The sequence below is a fragment of the Dietzia sp. SYD-A1 genome, from assembly GCF_015356725.1.
Lineage (GTDB): Bacteria > Actinomycetota > Actinomycetes > Mycobacteriales > Mycobacteriaceae > Dietzia.
Map to the genome: position 1 here is coordinate 1 of NZ_JADDKI010000697.1, position 785 is coordinate 785.

Consider the following 785-nt stretch of genomic DNA (forward strand, 5'->3'; position numbering starts at 1 on the left):
AGCACGAGGTGCCCTTGGAGGAGGGGCAGTCACTCATGCGGATCGCCGTCAACAACGCGGTGCCCGGAATCGACGCCGATTGCGGAGGCGAAGCCGCGTGCGGCACGTGTCATGTCATCGTTGATCCGCAATGGTCCGACGTGGTGGGCCTCTCGGGAGCAAGTGAAGAAGAGATGCTCTCAATGAACCCCGAACGGCTGCCGACCTCCCGACTGTCGTGCCAGATGACCGCGTCCGCGGATTGGGACGGCCTTACCGTCCAGGTGCCAGAGTTCCAGATGTAACGACGTTCCAGATGTAACGACGAAAGACAAGGTGAGACACGTGAAGGTTTCCGATACGATCGGCGACAAGGTTCAGTCGGCCATCCCGATGGATCTGCAGATCCGGGGCGCCCATCTGTACGACAGGACTCGGCGCTGGGTGACAAGGACGAATGGGAAGAAGCTCTTCGTAGAGAAGCCCATCCCCCCCGTCGAGGACGTCGAACTCGCCGACATCGACCTCAGTAATCCCTTTCTCTATCGGCAAGGACGCTGGCAGTCCTACTATGAGCGCCTGCGAAACGAGGCTCCGGTCCACTTTCAGCCCAACAGTGCGTTCGGGCCGTTCTGGTCAGTGACCCGACATGAAGACATCATCGCGGTCGATAAGAACCATGAGGTCTTCTCCGCCGAGCCGATGATAGTGATCGGGGCCCCGCCTCGTTTTCTCGATATCGAGATGTTCATCGCGATGGACCCACCGCGTCACGACTTGCAGCGAGCAGCTGTGCAGGGGGTGGT

Annotated in this window: 1 protein-coding gene and 1 pseudogene; both read left to right on the forward strand. The window is 60.0% G+C overall.

Annotated elements, in window-relative coordinates; all coding sequences use genetic code 11:
- A partial coding sequence (locus IY392_RS18745) for a 2Fe-2S iron-sulfur cluster-binding protein (protein ID WP_194862038.1) occupies positions 1–284 on the forward strand: 284 nt, incomplete at its 5' end.
- Between the two features lie 88 nt (positions 285–372).
- Positions 373–785 (forward strand): annotated as a pseudogene (locus tag IY392_RS18750) (cytochrome P450); the annotation flags it as partial.